Annotated in this window: 15 protein-coding genes and 2 tRNA genes; 8 read left to right on the top strand and 9 right to left on the bottom strand. The window is 58.8% G+C overall.

Annotated elements, in window-relative coordinates; all coding sequences use genetic code 11:
• Nucleotides 1–2: 2 nt before the first annotated feature.
• A complete protein-coding gene (locus tag INS80_RS16105) occupies nucleotides 3–956 on the bottom strand; it encodes a radical SAM protein (RefSeq protein ID WP_192966601.1) in 954 nt (317 codons plus the stop codon).
• Nucleotides 957–1,099: 143 nt separating this feature from the next.
• Between INS80_RS16105 and zwf the strand changes: the two genes are divergently transcribed.
• Nucleotides 1,100–2,575, top strand: a complete 1,476-nt coding sequence (gene zwf / locus INS80_RS16100; RefSeq protein ID WP_192966600.1) for a glucose-6-phosphate dehydrogenase — start codon at nucleotides 1,100–1,102, stop codon at nucleotides 2,573–2,575.
• On the top strand, nucleotides 2,572–3,243 hold the full coding sequence (gene pgl / locus INS80_RS16095) for a 6-phosphogluconolactonase (protein ID WP_192966599.1): 672 nt from the start codon (nucleotides 2,572–2,574) through the stop codon (nucleotides 3,241–3,243). The genes zwf and pgl overlap by 4 nt, the downstream gene beginning before the upstream one ends.
• 6 nt (nucleotides 3,244–3,249) lie before the next feature.
• Here the strand turns inward: pgl and INS80_RS16090 are convergent, their stop codons facing one another.
• The gene (locus INS80_RS16090; protein WP_192966598.1) at nucleotides 3,250–3,732 is read right to left on the bottom strand and encodes an acyl-CoA thioesterase; all 483 of its coding nucleotides are present in this window, start codon (nucleotides 3,730–3,732) and stop codon (nucleotides 3,250–3,252) included.
• Nucleotides 3,733–3,863: 131 nt separating this feature from the next.
• Nucleotides 3,864–3,937, bottom strand: a tRNA-Gly gene (locus tag INS80_RS16085).
• Between the two features lie 154 nt (nucleotides 3,938–4,091).
• Here INS80_RS16085 and INS80_RS16080 point away from each other — a divergent pair.
• Nucleotides 4,092–4,168, top strand: a tRNA-Arg gene (locus INS80_RS16080).
• 164 nt (nucleotides 4,169–4,332) lie between these two features.
• Here INS80_RS16080 and mepK read toward each other — a convergent pair.
• Nucleotides 4,333–4,902 (bottom strand): peptidoglycan L,D-endopeptidase MepK, encoded by a 570-nt coding sequence (gene mepK, locus INS80_RS16075; RefSeq protein ID WP_192966597.1) that lies wholly within the window; start codon nucleotides 4,900–4,902, stop codon nucleotides 4,333–4,335.
• A 361-nt stretch (nucleotides 4,903–5,263) separates the two neighbouring features.
• Here mepK and INS80_RS16070 point away from each other — a divergent pair, with 361 nt between their 5' ends.
• From INS80_RS16070 to INS80_RS16055, 4 genes are read left to right on the top strand one after another with little or no spacing between them, the layout of a single operon-like run.
• Nucleotides 5,264–6,889: a L,D-transpeptidase family protein gene (locus tag INS80_RS16070; RefSeq protein ID WP_192966596.1), complete on the top strand. Its 1,626-nt coding sequence runs from the start codon at nucleotides 5,264–5,266 to the stop codon at nucleotides 6,887–6,889.
• 40 nt (nucleotides 6,890–6,929) lie between these two features.
• Nucleotides 6,930–8,003, top strand: coding sequence for a UDP-3-O-(3-hydroxymyristoyl)glucosamine N-acyltransferase (lpxD, locus tag INS80_RS16065; protein WP_192966595.1), 1,074 nt, complete (start codon nucleotides 6,930–6,932; stop codon nucleotides 8,001–8,003).
• 47 nt (nucleotides 8,004–8,050) lie between these two features.
• Entirely contained in the window at nucleotides 8,051–8,308 is a 258-nt protein-coding gene (locus INS80_RS16060) for an acyl carrier protein (protein ID WP_192966594.1), read from the top strand.
• Between the two features lie 28 nt (nucleotides 8,309–8,336).
• Nucleotides 8,337–9,545: a beta-ketoacyl-[acyl-carrier-protein] synthase family protein gene (locus INS80_RS16055; RefSeq protein ID WP_192966593.1), complete on the top strand. Its 1,209-nt coding sequence runs from the start codon at nucleotides 8,337–8,339 to the stop codon at nucleotides 9,543–9,545.
• A 105-nt stretch (nucleotides 9,546–9,650) separates the two neighbouring features.
• Here the strand turns inward: INS80_RS16055 and INS80_RS16050 are convergent, their stop codons facing one another.
• Nucleotides 9,651–10,265, bottom strand: a complete 615-nt coding sequence (locus tag INS80_RS16050; protein WP_192966592.1) for an invasion associated locus B family protein — start codon at nucleotides 10,263–10,265, stop codon at nucleotides 9,651–9,653.
• Nucleotides 10,266–10,753: 488 nt separating this feature from the next.
• Here INS80_RS16050 and INS80_RS16045 point away from each other — a divergent pair, with 488 nt between their 5' ends.
• Nucleotides 10,754–12,301: a helicase HerA-like domain-containing protein gene (locus tag INS80_RS16045; RefSeq protein WP_192966591.1), complete on the top strand. Its 1,548-nt coding sequence runs from the start codon at nucleotides 10,754–10,756 to the stop codon at nucleotides 12,299–12,301.
• A 64-nt stretch (nucleotides 12,302–12,365) separates the two neighbouring features.
• Here INS80_RS16045 and INS80_RS16040 read toward each other — a convergent pair whose 3' ends face one another.
• The 4 genes from INS80_RS16040 to INS80_RS16025 are packed head-to-tail and all read right to left on the bottom strand — an operon-like array spanning nucleotide 12,366 to nucleotide 16,320.
• On the bottom strand, nucleotides 12,366–13,691 hold the full coding sequence (locus INS80_RS16040) for a branched-chain amino acid ABC transporter permease (protein WP_192966590.1): 1,326 nt from the start codon (nucleotides 13,689–13,691) through the stop codon (nucleotides 12,366–12,368).
• Nucleotides 13,688–14,698: a branched-chain amino acid ABC transporter permease gene (locus INS80_RS16035; RefSeq protein WP_192966589.1), complete on the bottom strand. Its 1,011-nt coding sequence runs from the start codon at nucleotides 14,696–14,698 to the stop codon at nucleotides 13,688–13,690. The genes INS80_RS16040 and INS80_RS16035 overlap by 4 nt, the downstream gene beginning before the upstream one ends.
• 3 nt (nucleotides 14,699–14,701) lie before the next feature.
• Nucleotides 14,702–15,535, bottom strand: a complete 834-nt coding sequence (locus tag INS80_RS16030) for an ABC transporter ATP-binding protein (protein WP_192966588.1) — start codon at nucleotides 15,533–15,535, stop codon at nucleotides 14,702–14,704.
• The gene (locus INS80_RS16025) at nucleotides 15,532–16,320 is read right to left on the bottom strand and encodes an ABC transporter ATP-binding protein (protein ID WP_192966587.1); all 789 of its coding nucleotides are present in this window, start codon (nucleotides 16,318–16,320) and stop codon (nucleotides 15,532–15,534) included. Before INS80_RS16025 ends, INS80_RS16030 begins: the two co-directional genes overlap by 4 nt.
• Between the last annotated feature and the right edge of the window lie 5 nt (nucleotides 16,321–16,325).

The following is a 16,325-nucleotide window of genomic DNA, read 5'->3' as shown; positions in this document are numbered from 1 at the left end:
CTTCACGCGGAACAGCTTGCTCCGCCAAGGACGCAAAACTTGGCGCAATGTGGATGGTTCAGCGCAACAGGCGCTTCGGCCTCGGCCAATGTGGCGCCCAACTCGAACTCGGGCGCATACGGCAACAGCGTGCAGGCTAACACCACTGGCGCATCTGCGCCCTTGCGCTTTACAACCATCCGGGACGAGGCGCACATCACATCATTGGGAGATTTATTCAAAATCCCCCAGCAAGCTGTTGTAATCTCAGGAACTTCAACGCTTTCATCCATCTCAGGAAAGAGCACCGTCTGACCCGGATCACGAGCATCCACTGGAAAGCCATGCCCGGCAAAGAGATCCGCAAATCCGCTGCGCGCCTCAGCCTCGCTTTCAGCGAATGTGATCCGCCCCGCAACTGCCATCTGAAATCCATGATCACGCAGCCAGACCATACCTTCCAGCGTTTTGTCGAAACTCCCCTCACCACGTTCCTGATCATGTGCTGCGGCGCTGTGGTGATCCAGTGAAACGCGCAGCGTCAACTTGCCCGGAAAAGCCTGGTTCAGCTCCAGAAGACCGCGGCGCACCGATTTGCGCATCATCGGGCGCATGGCATTGGTTAGGATCAAAACCTCATACCCTCGTGAAAGAGCGGCCTCGGCCATCGCGCACATCTGCGGGTTCATGAACGGCTCCCCGCCGGTGAAACCGATTTCCCGGATCGGCCAGCCCCGGGTCTCGATCTGGTCGAGATAGCCTTGGACCTCGGCGGCGGACAGGTACACCAATGCATCATTGCGGGGCGAGCTGAGAATATAGCAGTTGGAACACTCGATATTGCAAAGTGTGCCCGTGTTGAACCACAGGGTTTCTGGCCTGGTGAGCGCAACGACCGCCCGCTCTTTGCCATCGGCCGTTACATGGGCGTCTTGAAATTTCCCTATGTTTGCAGTGGGCTTAGGCAGATCTTTCACGCGAATGTCCTCATGGGCCGTTCCTTTTGTGAGAGGCTAGCCTATAGTAGCCCACAAGTGAAAGACACCGCGTGCAGTGCTGACAGGGATGTGAAGCCATTCCCGTTTCTCATTTAGCGGTAGCAGGTATTGGACAAAGCCCTATGGCCACACGAGTGATTCCGGTCGACCCTTTTGATTTAGTCATTTTCGGCGGCACTGGAGATCTTGCAGAACGCAAGATCCTGCCCGCCCTTTATCGCCGGTTCTGTGGTGGACATTTCCCCGAAGACATTCGAATCGTCGGTGCCGCCAGGTCTGAGATGAGCGTCGCAGACTATCGCGCCTTTGTAGCGCAGGCAGTCCAGGCGACACTGGACGACCAGGGGCCGGACAAGAGCGCCATGCCAGCATTTCTTGATCGGATCAGCTACATCTCGATGGACGCCCGAGAGGAAAGGGGCTGGGACGCGCTATCCGCACTCGTCAAGGCGCGCGAGGACAAGGCAATCCGGGTATTCTATTTTTCCGTGGGCCCCAGTCTTTTTGGCGCGCTTGCGCAGCGCCTTCAGGCGCATGGGCTGTCAGATGCCGAAAGCCGGATCGTCGTGGAAAAACCCTTTGGCCATGATCTGGCATCGGCACAGGAGTTGAACGCAACGCTGGCAGGATATTTCTCGGAGAACCAGATCTTCAGGATCGATCACTACCTGGGCAAGGAAACCGTTCAGAACCTTATGGCGATCCGCTTTGGCAATATGCTGTTCGAGCCGCTTTGGAACAGCCAGTATGTGGACCATATCCAGATCACCGTGGCCGAAACCGTCGGTGTGGCCGGACGTCAGGAATACTATGACCGTGCCGGCGCCATGCGCGACATGATGCAGAACCATCTGATGCAGCTCTTGTGCTTGATCGCGATGGAGCCGCCTGCGAAATTCGACCCCGATGCCGTGCGTGATGAAAAACTTAAGGTGATCCGCGCGCTTGATCCGCTGGAGCCGCATCACATTGTCCGCGGGCAGTACAGGGCAGCACCCGGACATCAAGGAGACGATCTAAACTACCGCGATACCGTCGAAAACCCGCGTTCCACAACCGAAAGCTACATCGCCTTCAAAGCTCATATCAGCAACTGGCGGTGGGCCGGCACCCCGTTTTACATGCGTACCGGAAAGCGCCTTGTCGCGCGCTCATCGGTGATCAACGTGCTGTTCAAGGATGCGCCGCACTCGATCTTTGGCGCCGATGCGGGGCGCCATGCCAATCACCTGAAAATCCGCCTTCAGCCGAACGAGGGGATCACCCTCAGCGTGACCATAAAGGAGCCTGGACCGGGGGGCATGCGATTGATCGATGTGCCGCTGGACATGAGCTTTGCCACGGCCCTTGGGGCAGACGGGCAGAACCCGCCTGATGCCTATGAGCGGCTGATCACCGATATGATCCGGGGCAATCAGACGTTGTTCATGCGCGGCGATGAGGTCGCGGCAGCCTGGGCCTGGACCGACCCGATCATCGCAGGCTGGCAAGCGCGGGGAGATGTGCCCAAACCCTATGACACCGGCAGTACCGGCCCCGGAGATGCGGACCTGCTGATGCGTCGGGATGGACGCGAATGGAGAGGCATAAACCCATGAATATTCAAGAATACCCTGACCGGGAAATCCTTTCTATCAACGTAGCCAAACGCTTGGCCGACGACCTGGAGACACACCTTCTGCATCACGAAACAGCCTCTTTGGCCGTGGCGGGTGGCAGCACTCCGGGGCCGATCTTCGATGATCTCTGCGCCGCATCCATCGACTGGGAGCGAGTGCACATCATGGCAAGCGACGAACGCTGGGTTCCATCCGACAGTGACCGCTCAAACGCGCGCATGATCCGATCACGATTGATGACCGGCCCGGCGGCAGCCGCTACGTTTGTGCCTTTCTACGTTCCAGATCGCGCGCCCGAAGCGGTTATGGCCGAAATTGAAGCCTTGATCGCGCCGCGACTGCCGCTTTCGGTTGTCTTGCTGGGTATGGGGGAAGACATGCACACCGCCTCGCTGTTTCCTGGGGTCGCAGGCCTCTCGGAGGCCCTGTCACACGCAGCATCGCCCCTTGCGGTCCTGCGACCGGACAGTCAGCCTGAAGCCCGCGTCAGCCTGACCGCGCCGATTTTGAATGGCGCCCTTTGCAAGCATCTGGTTATTTTTGGGGAAGGGAAACGGAAGGCTCTGGAACGCGCGGTGTCCTTGCCCCCGGAGGAGGCACCTGTGCAGGCGGTGCTGTCCGGCGCCGAGGTCCACTGGGCCCCCTGATGGCGTTTACCCGCCGCTCAGATCCTGGGCGCCGTCGATTTCCCGAAACTGCGCTGCCAGTTTTTCGGGAATGGGATAGCCCGACACACCATCCGGCGTGCGCAAGACCATCACCGCCTCAAGCCGCGCACGCAGATCTCCGGACCAGATCTGCTGCTCCATGACATAGGAGGTGCGTCTAAATGACAGCACCCGCGCCGTGGTGATGTAGCTTTCGCCCTCGACCATCTCTTTGACGTAATGGACGTTTGCATTGCGCATGACGGTGCGCGGCTCTGGCATTTGCGCAAAATGGGACCGGCAGAATGTTTCGAAATAGATCACACGCGTTGTTTCGAACCACCCGAGATAGGCCTTGTTGTTCACATGGCGCAGCATATCGAGTTCGGAGAACCGGACCCTATCAGCCACGGCAAGCGGGCATGGGCGGTCTAGGCCGTTTCCCAGTTGTTCGTCCGGGCCGAGTGGAGTGAGGTATCGCAGTGTCATGAAGGGTGGGTAGTCAGGCCGAGAGGGATTTGCAATACCATTGCCGCTTTCCCAGGATGTTCCCATGCGTCTGCAGAGCAGCTTCGCGAGCGGAAAGGGAAGGGCGCCGTGATCTGGATCCCGAGGCGCCATGGAGCGGGTGAAGGGAATCGAACCCTCGTCGTCAGCTTGGGAAGCTGCTGCTCTACCATTGAGCTACACCCGCGATACGCCATTCGTTAGCACCCGGTGCCAGAGCTCGCAAGGCGAATTCGTGAGGGAGGCGCGCAAGGGCTTGAAGTCGTGCGCGCCGAGGAATAGCGCGTTGAATTTTCCGATTGCAGGAGCCGGAAACCGGGGGTATACCGCCCGTCAGACAGGCACCTGTAGCTCAGCTGGATAGAGCGCTGCCCTCCGAAGGCAGAGGCCAGAGGTTCGAATCCTCTCAGGTGCGCCACTTCCCCCAAGTTTGCGCAAGAACGGCGGAATGCTCATTCATACCGATCGTTGCGAAATTGCGTAGCTGCGCCGGGTAAACCGCCAAACATCAGGTTAAAAATGCAAAGGGCGCTCAAATGGCGCCCTATGTAATTAGTTTTGGAGTTCAGTTACTTCAGCCGATTATCCACTCCAATCGCGGACCACACCGCAATCCATGTGCACGAAATTGGAACGATAATATTTGCCGACACCGCCGGCCCGGCAGGCCATTGCCGCCTTGGCCATCTGCGTCACGGATCGCGAGGAAAGACGCAGGTCGGCGGCTTGCCCCCGCATGTGCAGCGAGTTTTTTGCCACCCCACGGGAACGGCTGCGCAGCATCGCGTTAGTCTTGGGGCTGCGGTAACCGGACAACAACATGTAAGGCTCATTCACATCCATCAGGTTGTGGGCGGCGGCCATGATGTCGATTGTACGCAGGTCCATGTCCTTAACGTCATCGGTGCGCCAGTCCCGCATGAAGTGATTTACCTCACGCACCGCGTCCTTGATGTATTTACCCTCGATCCAATAGACCATGTCCAGACGCTCGCCGGTGCGTCCGGAGTACATGCGGATCCGGCGGATGTCGCCGCCCCCCCGCAAAAAGCCTGCTGCATTGGAAAAGGTGGGGGCGGCTGTCACGGCCGTTGCCGCAAATGCACCCAATAATGCCCGACGGGTAAGCCCCGTGCCGTTAGCTTCTGCCATCTTTATCTCGCCATCCCGAACGATATTTTATCCTGCCAAAACCCGATGTTACGGGCGGACCGTGTTGTACTGCACGCGGGCTGTATGCCACAGCAGGAATCACGATCCAAGATTCGTTTGCTCCAACCCCATTTTGCGTCGGTTTTTCGGCAAGTTTTTGCGCAAAAGGGGACGATGCTCGATGTTTTCCCCTTCAAACGGCGCTCTTTGCTCTGGTCATGGGACAGTTGAAGGCCAAAAGTAGAATCTCAGGCAATGGTTTACGAAATGTGAATAGACACCGGACCCAAGATTTTTTACCAGAAATTCACGTCGTTTGAGCCATGATATCAAGAACCGTCTGCAAGGGGCCTGTTTGTCCATGAAATTTTCGCCGTTCAATAGTTTTGTCCCAAACCTCAAGACCAGCGTGTTCGCGCTTGCCGTGGTGAGTGCCGGGCTGGCGGTTTCACCGCATGATGCAGCAGCGCAGGTGACTGCATTCAAACAGGCCGTCGCCTCGAGCGCTGCGCAAAGCGATGCAGTGGCGCAGTTCTATCGCGAGAACGGCTACGCCCCTCTATGGACAGGGGGTGATGACACATCCCGCGAGCGTCGCATGGCTTTGCTGCGTGCGCTAGAAGAGGCGTCCATGCACGGCCTGCCGGATCGCGGCCGCCTGGCCGCCGACCTGGTGGAGCAGATGCGAAACGCGAGGACCGTTCGGAGCCTTGGCGAGGTCGAGGCCGCTCTTAGCCGCGCCTTCGTGAACTACGCCACGGACCTGCAAACCGGCCTTTTGAACCCTCAAAGCATTGATGATGGGATCGTGCGTAAGAAGCACAGCACCGATCCGGTCGCCTATCTCGAAGGGATCCGGGACAACAGCCCCATGGCTTACATGCGGGCGCTGGTGCCCGCTTCGCCCCAATACCGTGCCCTGCTGAGGGAGAAATTCCGCCTCGAAGCTCTGGCCGCAAAAGGTGGCTGGGGTGGCAGCGTTCCGGGCGGCAAGCTTGAGCAGGGCGACACGGGTCCAGCGGTCATCGCATTGCGCGATCGGCTGGTGGCAATGGGGTATCTGACCCGAAGTGCCACAGCGCGGTATGATCACGACCTCGAAATGGCGGTCCAAAGGTTTCAATCCGATCACGGGCTTGAACCTGATGGCGTGGCCGGAACAAGCACAATCGCCGAGATTAACAAGCCGGTTTCCGAGCGCCTAAAATCTGTCATCGTCGCGATGGAGCGCGAACGCTGGCTGACACCGGATCGTGGCGACCGGCATATTCTGGTCAACCAGACAGATTTCACCGCAAAGATCATCGACAACGGCGATGTGACCTTCGAAACCCGCTCAGTCATTGGCAAGAACCAATACGACCGACGCTCCCCTGAGTTTTCCGATGTGATGGAACACATGGTGATCAATCCCAGCTGGTATGTGCCGCGCTCGATCATCACCAAGGAATATCTGCCCAAGCTGAAGAACAACCCCAACGCCGTCGGTCATATCGAGATCACCGACAGCCGCGGCCGGGTGGTCAACCGCAGCTCGGCTGATTTCTCCCAGTACACTGCGCGGAACTTCCCCTACGCCATGCGTCAACCTCCAAGCCGCAAGAACGCTTTGGGGCTGGTCAAGTTCATGTTCCCGAACAAATACAACATCTATCTGCACGACACCCCGCACAAGAACCTGTTCAGCCGGGAAGTGCGTGCCTTCTCCCATGGCTGCATCCGTCTGGCGCAGCCATTTGAATTTGCCTACGCGCTCCTTGCCCGCCAAACCGAAGATCCAAAAGCGTTTTTTCATCGAATTCTAAGCAGCGGGAAGGAAACGAAAGTGGATCTGGAACAGCAGGTGCCTGTTCACATTATCTACCGGACCGCTTATGTGACGAATAAAGGACGGGCCGAATTCCGGCGCGACGTCTACGGACGTGACGCAAAGGTGTGGGACGCTCTGCAGCAGGCGGGTGTGGCCTTACCGGGCGTGCAGGGATAAACTGAGGGCCCGCCAACACTGGCTGTGAGGAAGGGTCTTTATGTACACTGTCCGGCAGATTGCCGATGCGCTTGGCGCCGAATGCGACGGGGACGAAAGCCTCGTCATCTCCAAAACCGCCGAACCCCAAGATGCCGGGGCCAGAGACTTGGCCTTGGCGACAGCGCCCAAATACGCCGAAAGCATTGCCCAGGGCGCTGCCGAGGTGGCCTTGTTGTGGGAGGGCGCGGATTGGCGGGCGATGGGCTTGAAGGCCGCGATCTTCGCCATCAGGCCGCGCATGGCCATGGCCGGGCTCACCTCAATGATGGACCCCGGACAGGGTTTTGGGAGCGGCATCCACCCCTCAGCGGTGATCGCCCCTTCCGCCCAGCTTGGCCGCGATGTCTCGATCGGCCCTCTCGTGGTCATCGGGGACGGGGCCCACATCGGCGATGGATCGGTGATCGGACCACAGTGCCACATCGGCGCTGACGTCACGATGGGACCGGGGGCACAGCTGCGGGAAATGGTCTCGATTGGCGCGCGGGTCACGATCGGCGCGCGGTTTCGCGCACAACCCGGTGCACGGATTGGCGGCGATGGCTTCTCCTATGTGACGCCCGAAGTGTCGGGTGCCGAGAACGTGCGCAAGACGCTCAAGGACACCGGCGATGCAAGACCACAAAGCTGGCTCCGCATCCATTCGCTCGGCTCGGTCACGATTGGCGATGACGTCGAGGTGGGCGCCAACTGCACGGTGGACAATGGCACCATCCGCGACACGGTGATTGGGGACGGAACCAAGCTGGATAATCTGGTCCATGTCGGACACAACACCCGCATTGGGCGCGATTGTCTCCTGTGTGGTCAGACCGGGACCTCGGGGTCTGTCGACATTGGCAACAACGTTGTGCTTGGCGGACAATGCGGTGTCGTCGACAATATCTTCATTGGCGATGGCGTGATTGCAGGCGGCGGCACCAAAATCCTGTCCAACGTTCCGGCTGGCCGCGTCATGATGGGATATCCGGCTGTCAAAATGGAGACACATACAGAGGTCTATAAGGCGCAACGCCGACTGCCCCGTCTGATGCGCGACATCGAGGCGCTCAAGAAGGCAGTTTTCAAATAAGGACGCAGTGACTACATCTGCGCCAGCCATAGGATCAGGAGACCGCCATGAGCATTCAGGACAAGGTCATCGAAATCATCGCAGAGCAGGCCGTGCTTGAACCGTCGGATGTGACCCCGGAAAGCACGCTCGAAGATCTCGGCATCGACAGCCTGGGGCTGGTCGAAAGCATCTTTGCAATAGAGGAAGAGTTCGACATTTCGATCCCCTTCAATGCCAATGCCCCCGAGGAGAGCGATTTTGACATCTCGAACGTTGCAGCCATTGTGGCGGGCATCGAAAAGCTGATGACCGAAAAGGCTTGATCCGGGTAGGCGGGCAGGAACGAACTCCATGAAACGAGTAGTCATAACCGGCGCCGGCACCATAAACGCGCTTGGGCATAGCGTGCCGGACACCCTAGCGGCGATGCGCGAAGGTCATTGCGGCATTGGCCCTCTGGATTTTCGCGACGTAGAAAGACTGGCAATCAAAATTGGCGGTCAGGTGCGCGGGTTTGAGGCCGAAGGGCGCTTCAATCGTCAGCAGATGAGTCTGTATGACCGCTTTACACAGTTCACACTGACGGCCGCAAAAGAGGCCATCACCCAATCCGGCATCGAATTTCATGGAGAGCTGTCGGCCAAATCCGGCGTGGTGCTGGGCACGGCCGGGGGCGGTGTTTCGACGTGGGATACCAATTACCGGTCTGTCTACGAGGACGGAAAGAACCGGGTACACCCGTTTGTCGTGCCAAAGCTGATGAATAATGCAGCGGCCAGTCACGTCTCGATGGAGTTCAACCTCAAGGGACCGAGTTTTACCGTCTCGACCGCCTGCGCCTCATCCAATCACGCCATGGCCCAGGCATTCCAGATGGTGCGCAGCGGCATGGCGCCGGTCATGCTGACAGGTGGCTCGGAGTCCATGCTTTGCTTCGGTGGAATCAAAGCATGGGAAGGGCTGCGCGTTATGTCCCGCGATGCCTGCCGACCCTTTAGCGCCAACCGAAACGGCATGGTGCAGGGCGAGGGCGCCGGTGTGTTTGTCTTTGAAGACTACGATCGTGCCAAGGCCCGCGGCGCGGACATCCTGTGTGAGGTGATCGGCTACGCCATGTCCTCGGATGCATCCGACATCGTGATGCCGAGCAAACAGGGTGCTGCCCGTGCGATCGCCGGAGCCCTTCAGGACGCACAGATCTCAGCCGACAAAGTTGGCTATATCAATGCCCACGGAACGGGAACGGCTGCAAACGACAAAACCGAATGCGCCGCTGTTGCTGACGTATTTGGGCCCCATGCGGACCGTCTGATGATGTCCTCGACCAAATCAATGCACGGACATCTGATCGGTGGGACAGGCGCGGTGGAGCTGCTGGCCTGCATCATGGCGGTGCGCGATGGGGTTATCGCTCCGACCATCGGCTATCAGGAGCCTGACCCGGAATGCGCTCTGGATGTTGTTCCAAATGAAGCCCGCGAAGCGGATGTTGAAGTCGCGCTAAGCAACGCGTTTGCTTTTGGCGGTTTGAACGCCGTTCTTGCGGTCAAGCGGGTGTAGGGGCCCGCTCGGACCAGAGTAACACTGCAAAAAAAGGTCACCGAAAGCTAAGTTGCTTCGGTGACCTTTGCGTTTTCATAGTCTTCTCAGACGCAGACCAGCGCCTTACTGGCTGACAACATCCACTACGTCATATCCGGCGGTGAAGCCCTTTAGGGACAGTTTCATCTCGATCAGCTGATCTGGAGCCGGGGCAGGGCGCAGGGATACGATAGCCTCTGTGCCCTTCTTGAATGCGTCAATGTCGCCTTGGGTGAAGCCAATCTGCGCGACACAGCCCAGCTGGTTGCAGAACGAATAGTTGTAACGTTTTCCCGGCGCGCCATCAATCGAGATCGTCAAAGCAGACGGTAGCAGAGTTTCCAAGGGAACGATTACGGTTGCGCCTGCCACAGCCTGACCGCCTTGCTGATCGATCCGGAACAAGGAAACCTCAGCCATGGGGTTGCCATTCGGATCTGTTAGGATCTGCAACAGGGAGCAGGGATCCGTGTCTGTGTCGGTCTTGATGCAGGCCAAATCCCAGTCACCGTGTTCTTCCTTGAGGTAGCGATCACCGATTTGCGGCGTTCCGTCATCCACCGGCTGGCCAAGGTCGAGCATCTGATCCGCAGATGATTCGCCAGCCCCGGCGGCCGAACCTTCGCTTTCCTGTGCAGCCAAGGGCGCGGTTGTCGCAAGGAGCGTCGCCAAAGCGATCGGGGTCAGGGACTTGATCATGTGTGCCTCTTTCGTATCAGGACAATCATCGAAGGACTTAACATGATGCTGGTCGGGTGTCAGGTCATTATCCTATGATCGGCAGGGAAATGTGCATGAAGCTTCAACTCTGGAAGATTATGAAAACAAATAAAAAAGGGAACCAATTTGGCTCCCTTCTTTATATTTGTGTCTCCCCGTCGGACTGGCCGACTTAGTTATTGGTAGAAACGTTACGAAAGGGCTGGCCTGCGGTCAACATGGAATGAAAAAAAAAAGTGACACATACTTCCACATGCAAATTTCTGCACGTTTCACGGTATAAAAAATGGGCACCTACGAAAAAAAGGGCCGTGCACAACGGCACGGCCAGTCTGACAGGGAGGAAATGACCGCCCCCACATCCGTATTTGCGTGGGCGGACGCTTCTGAGTATTCACATAAAAGGTTAATTTAGTGTTGTTTTGGGACGAAACCGGAACATCGGGCAGAACGGACAGGTTTTTTGAATGGCAGACAAAATATTCATCGGCGGCGGCGGAGCGGATTACGGTACTCAGCAGGGGCTCGCTCTGAAATATGCAAACCGTCACGGACTGGTTGCCGGTGCGACGGGCACCGGGAAAACCGTGACGCTTCAGATTCTAGCCGAAGGGTTCTCCAATGCGGGGGTTCCGGTCTTTCTGTCGGATGTGAAGGGGGATCTGTCCGGGTTGGCAAAACCCGGGTCACAAGACCACAAGCTTCATGATGCATTCACCTCCCGTGCCGAAAAAATCGGCTTTGCAGACTATTCCTACCACGACACGCCCATCACCTTTTGGGACCTTTTCGGAAAGCAAGGTCATCCGGTGCGCACTACGGTGGCCGAGATGGGGCCGCTTTTGCTGTCGCGGCTGCTGGAGCTGAGCGAAGCGCAAGAAGGGATCCTCAATATTGCCTTCCGCTTGTCGGATGAAGAGGGGCTGCCGCTGCTGGATCTGAAGGATCTGCAATCCCTGCTGGTCTGGATTGGTGAAAACCGCGCCGGGTTGTCCTTGCGCTATGGTAACATCTCTCCGGCCTCGATCGGGGCCATTCAAAGGCGGCTTCTGGTGCTGGAAAATCAGGGCGGAACGAAACTGTTCGGGGAACCCTCGCTGGCGCTTTCGGACCTCATACGCTGCGATGCATCGGGGCGCGGCATGGTCAATATTCTGGCGGCAGACAAGCTGATGGCCGCACCGGGGCTTTATGCGACCTTCCTTCTGTGGCTGCTCAGCGAGTTGTTCGAAGAACTGCCCGAGGTCGGCGATCCTGATAAACCCAAGCTGGTCTTCTTCTTCGATGAGGCGCATCTCCTGTTCGATGACGCCCCAAAGGCGTTGGTGGACAAGGTGGAACAGGTGGCGCGGCTGATCCGCTCCAAAGGAGTCGGCGTCTATTTCATCACCCAACATCCCGGAGACATCCCTGAGGATATCCTCGGCCAGCTTGGCAACCGCATCCAGCACGCGCTACGCGCCTTTACGGCGCGGGACCGCAAGAACCTGAAGCTGGCGGCGGAAACCTATCGCGAAAACCCTCGGTTCTCCACCGAAGACGCCATTCGCGAGGTTGGCGTCGGCGAGGCGGTCACATCGATGCTTCAGAAGAAGGGTGTGCCCGGCGTTGTGGAGCGGACCCTGATCCGTCCGCCATCCTCGCAGTTGGGGCCGATCACGGCGGAGGAACGCAAGGCCATTCTTGCGGCGTCGGATTTGGCTGGGAAATACGACCAACCGCTGGATCGACGCTCTGCCCATGAAATCCTGGCACAGCGCGCCGAAAACGCCGCAAAGGAGGCGGAGGCAGCGGAAGAGCAGGCCGAAGCCGCCGCCAGCCCCATGGCCCGCGAATTCAACGCGGCGCGGCGCTATTCCGGTGGACGGGTCAGCCGCTCCTCCGCGCGCAGTTATGGCAAACCCAGGGACACATTCGGATCGGCTCTGCAAGAGGCCGTCATCAAAGAGCTGAAAGGCACCACGGGCAGGCGCATCGTGCGCGGGATCCTGGGCGGGTTGTTCAAAGGACGCTGAAACACCCGCACCTCTGCAAAGAAAAACGCCGCCCCGGATCTTGGGGCGGCGTTTCTTTTGTGGCTTACTTCTCAGGTATCAGGCCCCTTGGGCTGAACCTCAACACCAAAAGCAGGATCAACCCCATCGTGAAGAGCCGCATGTGCGATGCGTTCTCGATCAGGTGGCCTTTCAGCCAGTTGTCATCGGCCATAAAGGTCGTCAGCAGCTTGATCAGCTCGATCCCCATGGGTTCAACCTTGATCCAGAAGAACCAGATCAGCATCCCGCCCAGCACCGCACCAAAGTTGTTGCCGGATCCGCCCACGATCACCATCACCCAGATCAGGAAGGTAAACCGCAACGGGTTATAGGTGCCCGGCGTAAGCTGGCTGTCCAGCGTGGTCATCATCGCACCGGCCAGACCGCAGATCGCCGAGCCCAGAACGAAGATCTGCAAATGGCGGCGGGTCACGTCCTTGCCCATGGCTTCGGCGGCGACCTCATTGTCGCGAATGGCGCGCATCATGCGGCCCCAGGGACTGCGCAGGGCCATCTGCGCCATCCACAAGAGCGCCAGCAACACCACGGTGAACAGGATGGAATAACCCAGCTTCACAAAGATCGTGGAGCCTTCGACCGGATCAAGGCCGAAACTCGCCGCGCGCTCCACGAAGGAGGGATCGTTTTGCAGATCCACCTCGTAAGGCACCGGGCGGGGCAGGCCGACCACGTTCTTCACACCGCGCGACAGCCAGTCCTCGTTTTTCAGGATCGAGATGATGATCTCCGCAATCCCGAGGGTGGCAATCGCGAGGTAGTCCGAGCGCAGACCCAGCGCCGTCTTGCCGATCAGCCAGGCCGCACCTGCGGCCAGCAGACCGCCTGCGGGCCAGGCCAGCAGAACCGGCAGGCCAAGGCCGCCAAGGTTGCCTTCGAGCGCGGGGTTGATCGCCTCGACCGCCTCAACCGAGGGGTCAAAGATGGCGCGATAGACGAAGAACCCCACGATCAGCACCGCCAGCAGCACCAACGTGCGCGCAAGACCGGGCTTCATGAACTTGTAGATGGCAACCGCGCCCACAACCGTCAGCGCGCCCATCACCAGCGCCATCAGGATGCCCATGCCGCCAGCGGCAAAGGCGCCCGGCGTCGGGTTGGTGGAGACCAGCACCACCGCAAGGCCGCCAAGGGCGGTAAAGCCCATGATGCCGACATTGAACAGCCCGGCAAAGCCCCATTGCAGGTTCACCCCCAGCGCCATGATGGCCGAGATCAGCCCCATATTGAGGATCACCAGCGCCGAGTTCCAGGAACCCGAGAAGATGCCGCCGAATGTCGTTGAACCCTCCAGCAGGATCAGGAGCCCGACAAAGGCGAACAGCAGGGAGTGTTTCACTGTATCGCTCATACCGATTTTCCTTTGAAGATGCCCGTGGGTTTGAACAACAGGACGATGATCAGGATCGCGAAGGAGACCGCGAATTTGTAATCCGTGCTCAGAAGCTGGACCAATCCGTCAGGTGCCATGCTTTCCGGCAGCACATAGGTCGCCACCTTTTTCCAGGCGTAGGTGATCATGACTTCGGAAAAGGCGATGATGAACCCGCCCGCGATGGCCCCGATCGGGCTGCCAAGGCCACCCACGATGGCCGAGGCAAAGATCGGCAAGAGCAGCTGGAAATAGGTAAAGGGTTTGAAGGACTTATCAAGCCCATAAAGAACCCCGGCAATGGTCGCCAGCGTCGCGACGATCAGCCAGGTGTACATCACCACCCGTTCCGGGTTGATACCGGACAGAAGCGCCAGATCCTCGTTATCGGAATAGGCGCGCATGGACTTGCCGGTGCGGGTCTTGTTCAGGAACCAGAACAAAAGCGCCACCACGACAATGGCCGTCACCACGGTGATGCCCTGGCTGGTCTTGATCGCCAGCCCTTCATCCAGACCGGTCATCTTCTTGAAGGCGCGCGCCTTGATGATGAAGCGTTCACCGTCAGAGAAACGCTGATCGCCGGGGCCGATGATGAAGCGGACAAGGCCGTTCATCATGAACATCACGCCAAGCGAGACCATGACGAACACCACCGGCTTCGCCTTTTGCTCACGATAAAAGCTATAGACGGTGCGGTCGGTGATCAGCACCAAAAGCATCGTCACCGCAATGCCAAGCGGCAGGGCCAGAAGGGCGGTCGGCAGAGGGCCAAAACTGATGCCCATGGACTGGAACCACCAGGTGAAAAGGATCGTCACCATGGTCCCGAAGGCCATGGTATCGCCATGGGCAAAGTTCGAGAACCGCAGCACGGAGTAAACCAGCGTCACCCCCAGCGCGCCGATGGCAAGCTGGCTGCCATAGGCGATGGCGGGCACGCCAACGAAGTTGGTAAAGGCCACAAGGGCGTTCAGGAGTTCCATACCTCAGCCCCCCAGGAAGGATTTGCGCACTTCGGGGTCGGCCAGTAGCTCCTGACCGGTGCCCGTATAGGCGTTGCGGCCCTGGACCAGGACATAACCTTTGTCCGCGATCTCAAGGGCTTGTTTGGCGTTCTGTTCCACCATCAGGATCGGCAGCCCCGTGCGGGCGACCTCGATGATGCGGTCGAACAGCTCGTCCATGACGATGGGAGAGACGCCCGCTGTGGGCTCATCCAGCATCAGGACCTTGGGCTGGGTCATCAGCGCGCGGCCCACGGCCACCTGCTGACGCTGACCGCCCGACAGCTCCCCGGCAGGCTGGTTGCGCTTTTCCTTCAGGATCGGGAAGAGATGATAGACCTGCTCCATCGTGCCCGAGAAATCATCGGTGCGGATGAAGGCGCCCATTTCCAGGTTTTCCTCCACCGTCATCGAGGTGAAAATGTTGCTGGTCTGCGGTACAAACCCCATCCCCTTGACCACGCGGTCCTGCGGGGTGAGCTGGGTGATATCCTCACCATCCAGACGTACCGAGCCAGAACGCACGTTCAACATGCCAAAGACCGCCTTCATCGCGGTGGATTTGCCGGCGCCATTGGGGCCGACGATCACGGCAATCTCGCCGGGGTTCACGGCGATGGTGCAGTCATGCAGGATGTCCGGCCCCTTGCCATAGCCGCCGGTCATGCAATCGCCGATCAGGAAGGGGCTGTCGCCCTCGACCTTTGTGGTGGGGCCGCTTTTGCGGTGGGCGGGCTGCATTGTGCCCGCGCCATGGGGGTTGGTGATCGTGGCGTCCTTGTTGCCGCGATCGTCCTGATACGGGTTGCCGCTCATGCGTCTGCCCCTATTTTGTCTTTGTTTTTCAGGCCGGTGCCCAGGTAGGCTTCGATCACCTGTTCGTTGGCCTTGATCTCGTCCAGGGTGCCTTCGGCCAGTTTCTTGCCCTCGGCCATGCAGATCACCGGATCGCAGAGGCGGCCAATGAACTCCATGTCGTGTTCGATGACGACAAAGGTATAGCCGCGCTCTTCGTTCAGGCGCTTGATCGCATCGGCGATGGTGTAAAGCAGGGTGCGGTTCACGCCGGCGCCAACCTCGTCGAGGAAGACGATCTTGGCATCCACCATCATGGTGCGGCCCAGTTCCAGCAGCTTCTTCTGCCCGCCCGAGACTTCGCCCGCCTTCAGATCCGCGATATGGCTGATGGTCAGGAACTCCAGCACCTCGTCGGCCTTGGCACGAAGGGCGCGTTCCTCATCTGCGATGCGTTTGCGGCCGAACCAGGTGTTCCACAGGCTCTCACCCGACTGGTTGCCCGGAACCATCATCAGGTTCTCGCGGCAGGTCATCGAGGAAAACTCATGCGCGATCTGGAAGGTGCGCAGCAATCCCTTGTGGAACAATTCATGGGGCGGCAGGCCGGTGATATCCTCACCATCCATGGTGACCCGCCCGGAGGTAGGTTCAAGAACGCCCGCAATCACGTTGAAAAGAGTGGTTTTTCCCGCGCCATTTGGCCCGATCAAACCGGTTATGGAGCCCTTTGCGATTTCAAGCGACGCGCCATCAACCGCATGGAACCCGCCGAAGTGCTTGTGCAAGTCCTCGACGACGATCATGTCAT

It is taken from the genome of Phycobacter azelaicus, from assembly GCF_014884385.1.
In the GTDB taxonomy this organism is placed as follows: Bacteria; Pseudomonadota; Alphaproteobacteria; order Rhodobacterales; family Rhodobacteraceae; genus Phycobacter; species Phycobacter azelaicus.
The sequence above is the reverse complement of the archived record's forward strand: the minus strand, read 5'-3'. Positions and strand labels throughout refer to the sequence as shown.